The 5,353-nt window shown below is 73.8% G+C and carries 4 protein-coding genes; 1 reads left to right on the top strand and 3 read right to left on the bottom strand.

Annotated features, from left to right (window positions below):
• Positions 1 to 25: 25 nt before the first annotated feature.
• Entirely contained in the window at positions 26 to 1,105 is a 1,080-nt protein-coding gene (locus tag OO63_RS40915) for an acyltransferase family protein (protein ID WP_051910202.1), read from the top strand.
• Between the two features lie 15 nt (positions 1,106 to 1,120).
• Here OO63_RS40915 and OO63_RS40920 read toward each other — a convergent pair whose 3' ends face one another.
• Genes OO63_RS40920 through OO63_RS40930 form a run of 3 tightly spaced genes read right to left on the bottom strand, consistent with a single transcriptional unit; the run spans position 1,121 to position 4,878 of the window.
• On the bottom strand, positions 1,121 to 1,564 hold the full coding sequence (locus tag OO63_RS40920; protein ID WP_030362529.1) for an HD domain-containing protein: 444 nt from the start codon (positions 1,562 to 1,564) through the stop codon (positions 1,121 to 1,123).
• Positions 1,565 to 1,582: 18 nt separating this feature from the next.
• Positions 1,583 to 4,045 carry an FtsX-like permease family protein gene (locus OO63_RS40925; RefSeq protein WP_030362528.1) on the bottom strand — a complete coding sequence of 821 codons (2,463 nt, stop codon included), beginning with the start codon at positions 4,043 to 4,045 and terminating at the stop codon, positions 1,583 to 1,585.
• Positions 4,042 to 4,878 carry an ABC transporter ATP-binding protein gene (locus OO63_RS40930; RefSeq protein ID WP_030362527.1) on the bottom strand — a complete coding sequence of 279 codons (837 nt, stop codon included), beginning with the start codon at positions 4,876 to 4,878 and terminating at the stop codon, positions 4,042 to 4,044. Before OO63_RS40930 ends, OO63_RS40925 begins: the two co-directional genes overlap by 4 nt.
• Positions 4,879 to 5,353: the final 475 nt, after the last annotated feature.

Below are 5,353 nucleotides of genomic sequence, written 5' to 3' on the forward strand. Positions count from 1 at the left end.
CCCCCACACCTCCCCCGCCCCCGCGGTGCCCGCCACCGCCCGCCCCGCCGACGGCGCGGGCAAGCCCGCCAAGCAGCGCGACGCGTTCTTCGACAACGCCAAGTACCTGGCGATCGTGCTCGTCGCGATGGCCCACGCGTGGGAACCCCTGACGGATCACAGCCGCACCGCCGAAGCGCTGTACATGACCGTCTACACCTTCCACATGCCGGCGTTCATCCTGATCTCCGGCTACTTCTCCCGCAGCTTCGACATGCGCCCCGACCGGCTCAAGCGGCTCGTGACCGGCGTCGCCGTGCCGTACGTGATCTTCGAGGTCGCGTACACCTTCTTCAAGCGATGGGCCGACGACGATCCGACGCAGCCGATCAGCCTGCTCGACCCCTGGTACCTGACCTGGTTCCTGATCGCCCTGTTCGTGTGGCGGCTGACCACTCCGCTGTGGAAGGTCGTGCGCTGGCCGGTGCCGCTCGCCCTGGCCATCGCCGTGCTCGCCGTGGTCTCGCCCGACATCGGCGACGACCTCGACCTCCAGCGGGTCCTGCAGTTCATGCCGTTCTTCGTGCTCGGCCTCTTCATCAAGCCCGAGCACTTCCAGCTGGTGCGCCGCCGCGAGGTGCGCCTCCTGTCGGTGCCGATCTTCGCGTGCGCGGTGGCGCTCGCCTACTGGGCCGCCCCGAAGATGACGTCCGTGTGGTTCTACCGGCGCGACAGCGCCCAGGAACTCGGCGTCCCGTGGTGGGTCGGCGTGGTCATGACGCTGGCCCTGTTCGGCTGCTCGGTACTGCTCACGGCGTGCTTCTTCGCCTGGGTGCCGCGCCGGAAGATGTGGTTCACGGTGCTCGGCGCAGGAACGCTGTACGGCTATCTGCTGCACGGCTTCCTCGCCAAGGGATCCCGGTTCTGGGACTGGTTCGACGCCAACCCGTGGCTGTACAAGCCCGCCGGTGAGGTGGTCGTGACGGTGATCGCGGCCGCCGTGGTGACGCTCCTGTGCACGCCACCGGTGCAGCGGATGTTCCGCTTCGCCATGGAGCCCAAGATGGACTGGGCCTTCCGCCGCGACGCGGCCGCGCTGGCCCGCGAGCGGGGCTCCGCCCGCTGACGCTTCCCTCGGCCGTCAGGCCGGGGTCAGCAGCGCCCGCATGTGCGCGTACTTCGCCGTGAGGCGGGTCCGGGTCGTCTCGTCCAGTACGGCGAGACGGCCCGGATCCGCGTTGTGGGCCAGGTCGGCCTCCTTGACCAGGACGGCGCCGGGGGTCGCGCGGATCCGGGCGGCGTACGCCTCCGGGGCCTCGCCGGGCCGCTTGGTGAGGGCGCGCACGATGGCCTTTGTGGCCGGGGCCAGGGCGGCCGCGTCCAGCCAGTCCGGCGTCAGCGCGTCGTCCTCGATCGCGTCGTGCAGCCACGCCGCCGCGATCTGCGCCCCCGAGCCGCCCCGCGCCCGCGTCCCCTCGGCGACCGCCGCCAGATGCTCGGCGTAGGGCCGCCCGGCCTTGTCCGTCTGCCCGGCGTGCGCCCGCCGGGCCACCGTCTCCACCTCGGCCAGGGTCATCAGCGTCATGCCGACGACCCTAGGGCCTCATGCCGAGGACCCCAGGGCCGCCCGCGCGGGCACCGCCGTCGCCACCAGGCCGAGCACCACGGCCGACCCGGCGAAGGCCGCGTACAGGAGCGGCGGGATGTAGGGGCCCTCACCGGTCAGGCCCTTCATCATCGGGACCAGCGTGGCCAGCGCGATGGCGGTGCCGATGACGACGCCCGCGCAGGTCACGAGCAGCGCCTCCCAGCGCACCATCCTGAGGACCTGGCGCCGGGTGGAGCCGATGAGCCGCAGCGTGCCCAGCTCGCGCCGCCGGTCGAGGACCGTCATGACCAGGGTGTTGGCGGCGGCGACGGCCGCGAAGCCGCCGAGGACGGCCGCCATGGTGGTGTTCGCCCAGGCCTGCACCGCGCGGTCCTTGGACCGGGCGGTGGTGTAGTCGTCGCGCTCCAGGACCGTGCCCTGGGACGCCAGCTGCTTCAGCGCCGCCGCGGAGGAGCCCTTCGCCCAGATCTCGGTGTCGAACGCCGACGTGACGTGCCGCTTCATCTCGGCGCCGCCCAGGGTCACTTGGGACAGGCCGAGCCCGCGCTCGTACGTCGCGACGACCTCGGGCCGGGTCTTCGTGCCGTCGGGCAGCCGCAGTTCGACGCGGTCGCCGACCTTCAGGTGGGCGTTGCCCGCGAGATTCGCGTCCAGGGCGACCTTGCCCTTGCCGAGGTCGATGCGGCCGGACTCGACGTTCAGGTCCTGCACCTTGGCGAGGTTCGCGGCGGTGCCCGTGACGGCCTGCGTGCTCGCCGACTGCAGATAGCGGTCGCCGCCCGAGCCCATCGGCAGCAGCACGGAGGTCTTCAGGAGGCCGACCGCGGAGCCGCCGCCGGGTCCGGTGGCCTCGCGCACCGTCGACGCGTCGAAGCCCGTCGGCGACGCCACGATGTGGTCCGCCGTGATGCCGTCGCGCTGCTGGTTCTCCGCCACCTTGTTCTCGGAGGTGTGCATGAAGACGAGCGTGGACGCGAACGCCATCGCGAGCACGATGGGCGTGATCGCGGAGGCCATCCGGCGTGCGTTGCTGCGGGAGTTGGCCGCGGCGAGCGACGCGGAGGCGCCCGCACCGCGCAGCGGCAGGCCGAACAGGCCCGCGCAGGCCCGCGCCACCAGCGGCCCGAGCAGCGCCACCGCGAGCATGAAGAGCATCACGACGCCGAGCGCCGCGTTCGCCGCGTCGTCGCCGGAGGTGTTGGCGGCGACGCCCGAGAGCACCACGCCGCCGACGGCCGCCGCGACACCGAGGGGGGTGCGCACCCAGCCCGGCCGCAGCCGCTCAACGGAGGCCTCGCTCAGGGCCTGGCCCGGCTTGATGCGGGCCGGGCGGCGCGCGGCCATCATCCCGGCGAGCAGGGCGGTGAGGACGGCCGTGCCGACGGCGGCGGCCATCGGGATGAACGACACCGACAGGTCGACGGCCTCCGGGACCGCGTCCCTGTCCTTCAGCTGCCCGAACCACCAGTTCGCCAGGGCGATGCCCGGCAGGCAGCCGAGGGCGCCCGCGAGCGGGGCCACCAGGAGCGTCTCCGTGGCGACCGTGCGGCGGATCTGGCGCGGCGTCGTCCCGATGGCGCGCAGCAGCGCGAACTCGCGGGCCCGCTGGCCCACGGAGAGGGCGACGGTGGCGGCCGCGGTGAACACGGCGACCATCGCGGCGATGCCGCCGAAGGAGCCGCCGAGGCCCGTGAGGAGCTCCTCGGCCTCGGTGAGGCCCGGGTCCTCGGCGCCGCCGCGGTCGTCGCCGGTGTGCACCTCGGCCTTGTCGCCGAGCGCCTTGGCGACCTGCGACTTCAGCGTGGCGTCGGTGACGCCGTCCTTGGGCAGCACGGCGATGGCGTCGACGCGGCCGGGGTGCCCGGAGAGCTGGACGGCCTCGGAGTCGGTGAACCAGGCCGTGGGCGCCCCCTCGCTGCCGCCGCTGACGCCGGAGACCCGGAAGTCCCGCGGGCCGTCCGCCGTGGTGAGCGTGACGCGCTCGCCGACCCGGGCCCCGGTGCCCGCGAGCACCACGTCCCCGGTGCCGGGCGCGCGGCCCGCCGAGAGCTTCTCGCCGGTGAAGGCGGTGGAGCCCCAGCCGTGCGCGGTCAGTTCCTTGTTGCCCTGCTTGACGGGGAAGGTGACGTCGGCGACGGCCGTACGCGCGCCGGGCGCCGACGCCGCCTTCGCCACCAGCGAGTCGGCGAGGCGGGCGCGGTCGGTGACCGGCGCGCCGTTGTCGCTGCGGTCCTCGCCGCTGCCGGTCTCATAGTGGGACTTCTGGTCGGCGGCGGCCACCACGGGCGCGTCGGCGTAGCGCACCGGTGGTACGGAGGCGCGCAGGCCGGTCTCCAGGAGGATGCCGCACGCGGACACGATGAAGGCGGCCATCGCGAGGGCGACGAACGTCCCCACGAAGGCGGCCGGCTTGAAGCGGACGGCCGCGCGGGCCAGTCCGTTGGGTACGAAACTCACGCCGCCACTCCCGCGTACGCGGGGGCCGCGGCCCTCGTCAGCGCCGTCATCCGGTCCGCGATGCGCGCCGCCGAGGCGCCCTCCACGTGGTCGACGATGGCGCCGTCCGCGAGGAACAGGGTGCGGTCGGCGTGTGCCGCCGCGGCCGGGTCGTGCGTGACCATCACCACGGTGGCGTTCATGCCGTCCACGGCCGAGCGCAGCAGGTGCAGGATCTCGCCCGCCGTGGTCGTGTCCAGGGCGCCGGTCGGCTCGTCCGCGAAGATCACGTCCGGGGACGTCACCAGGGCGCGGGCGATGGCCACGCGCTGCTGCTGGCCGCCGGAGAGCTGGCCGGGGCGGCGCCCGCCCTTGTCGCCGAGGCCCACCCGGGTCAGCATCTCGGCCGCCCTGCGGCGGTCCGGGCGGTGGCCCGCGAGGCGCATCGGGAGCAGGACGTTCTGTTCGACCGTGAGCGACGGGAGCAGGTTGAACGCCTGGAACACGAAGCCCAGGCGGGTGCGGCGCAGGGCCGTCAGCTTGTTCTCGCTCATCCCCGTGATCTCCGTGCCGCCGAGGCGGACGCTGCCGTCCGTCGGGCGGTCGAGGCCCGCCGCGCACTGCAGGAACGTGGACTTGCCGGAGCCCGACGGGCCCATCACCGCGGTGAAGCTGCCCCGCGGCAGGGCCAGGTCTATGCCCCGCAGGGCGTGTACGGCGCCGGAGCCGCGGCCGTACTGACGGCGCACCGCGCGCAGCTCGACGGCCCAGGGCGACGTCGTGGGGTCCGCGTCCGCGGGGTGGACCGGGGCGGACTCGTGTCGCTGCTGCCGCTTCTTCTTGCGCAGCCCCATGGCGTGGCCTTCCGTCGTTCGTGCGTGGTCGATGCATCGAACGTACGGAGTGCGGGGTGTCCGCGACCATGAGGCGGCCCGCCGAGTGTGGGGTGGGGTTTCCCCCACCTCGGGCCGTCGTGCCTGGTGGAGGCCCTGCCGGGGGCTCCCCAACCCCACCCCTTCCCGATCCCGGGGCTCCGCCCCTGGACCCCGGGGCCGACCGTCCCCTTCGGGTGGGACAGCCACCCCCGATCGGCGCTCCGCGCCTCGTCCTCAATCGCCGGACGGGCTAAAAATTTCGCCGAGGCAGTCCGAAAGGTTCACCCGGGGCGGGCGGAAAACCTCACTGAGGCGGGCTGAGAACCTCGCCGGGGCGGGCTGAGGACTTCACCGGGGCGGGCTGAAGGCTTAGCTGAGGCGGGCTGGAGGGCACCGGGCAGGCAGTGCGCCCCACCCGGGCCGAAGCAATGGCTGGGGCGGGCGGGTGGGAGAG

The organism is Streptomyces alboflavus (assembly GCF_000716675.1).
GTDB lineage: Bacteria > Actinomycetota > Actinomycetes > Streptomycetales > Streptomycetaceae > Streptomyces > Streptomyces alboflavus.

Bases quoted from the DNA above. Each gene is read 5' to 3' on its own strand.
- OO63_RS40930 (WP_030362527.1), bottom strand. From the start codon at position 4,878: ATGGGGCTGCGCAAGAAGAAGCGGCAGCAGCGACACGAGTCCGCCCCG.
- OO63_RS40920 (WP_030362529.1), bottom strand. From the start codon at position 1,564: ATGACGCTGATGACCCTGGCCGAGGTGGAGACGGTGGCCCGGCGGGCG.